Source organism: Citrobacter sp. wls827 (assembly GCF_005280875.1).
Taxonomy (GTDB): Bacteria; Pseudomonadota; Gammaproteobacteria; order Enterobacterales; family Enterobacteriaceae; genus Citrobacter; species Citrobacter youngae.
This window is the reverse complement of the sequence record NZ_SZWR01000018.1, coordinates 419,900-421,131: the sequence shown is the minus strand read 5'-3', so window position 1 is coordinate 421,131 and position 1,232 is coordinate 419,900. Positions and strand designations below refer to the sequence as shown.

The following is a 1,232-nucleotide window of genomic DNA, read 5'->3' as shown; positions in this document are numbered from 1 at the left end:
CACAGCGTGCAGACGACCTCACCCGCCAGTCGGCGGGGGAGTTTGCCGAACAGTTTAATTTGCGCCTGTTCCCACATACCTGGGTAACCGACATCGACGCCGATGCCCACGTAGTGAAAAGTCAGGACAAGCAGTGGCAGTACGAAAAACTGGTGCTGGCAACGGGGGCTTCAGCCTTTGTACCTCCGGTTAGCGGGCGTGAGTTAATGCTTACATTGAACAGCCAACAAGAGTACCGCGCCTGTGAAACGCAGCTGCGTGACGCCCGGCGGGTACTGATTGTTGGCGGTGGCCTGATTGGTAGCGAACTGGCGATGGATTTCTGTCGTGCAGGTAAAGCGGTGACGCTTATCGACAACGCCGCCAGCATTCTGGCCTCGCTGATGCCGCCGGAAGTCAGCAGTCGCTTACAGCATCATCTGACCGATATGGGTGTCCATCTGCTGCTGAAATCACAGCTTCAGAGTCTGGAGAAAACCAGTACCGGTATTCGCGCCACGCTCGATCGTAGCCGCAACGTCGAAGTCGATGCGGTGATTGCCGCCACCGGCCTGCGCCCGGAAACCGCACTGGCGCGTCGCGCCGGATTGAACATCAATCGTGGCGTCTGCGTCGACAGCTACCTGCAGACCAGCCACCCGGACATTTATGCCCTCGGCGACTGTGCGGAAATTAACGGTCAGGTCCTGCCGTTCCTGCAGCCGATTCAGCTGAGCGCCATGTATCTGGCGAAAAACCTGCTCGGCGGCAATGCGCCATTGAAACTGCCAGCCATGCTGGTAAAAGTCAAAACGCCGGAGTTGCCATTGCATCTGGCAGGGGAAACCCAGCGCCGCGATCTGAACTGGCATATTGCCGCCGAAGCGCAAGGGATGGTCGCCAGAGGGATGAACGACGAAGGCCAGCTGTGTGCGTTTGTCGTCAGTGAAGACCGGATGAAAGAGGCCTTTGCGCTGCTGAAAACGTTGCCCGTGTAAGTCCAGAGTTCCGTTGCTTGATTTATTAACCTCACGCACACGGATGTGCGTTGCCACTTGTCAGTATGCCCCGGCATGTTTTTCTTGCCCCGCCAGTCCCGTAATGCCAGTCAGTTAAGCATTATTGAGAACATGTAATTCCGGCCCAGGGTTCCGTTCACCTCAGCAATGTCATTTCTCTGAGGCTCGGAAACCCGTGAACGTGTAAGGGAGGCTCACCGCCGCCTCCCTTACATCCCAGGCTCCCGGCGGGAA

General features: G+C 57.4%; 1 protein-coding gene. It reads left to right on the top strand.

Annotated features, from left to right (window positions below; all coding sequences use genetic code 11):
* A partial coding sequence (gene norW, locus FDX03_RS15225; RefSeq protein ID WP_249357078.1) for an NADH:flavorubredoxin reductase NorW occupies positions 1–977 on the top strand: 977 nt, incomplete at its 5' end.
* Positions 978–1,232 lie beyond the last annotated feature (255 nt).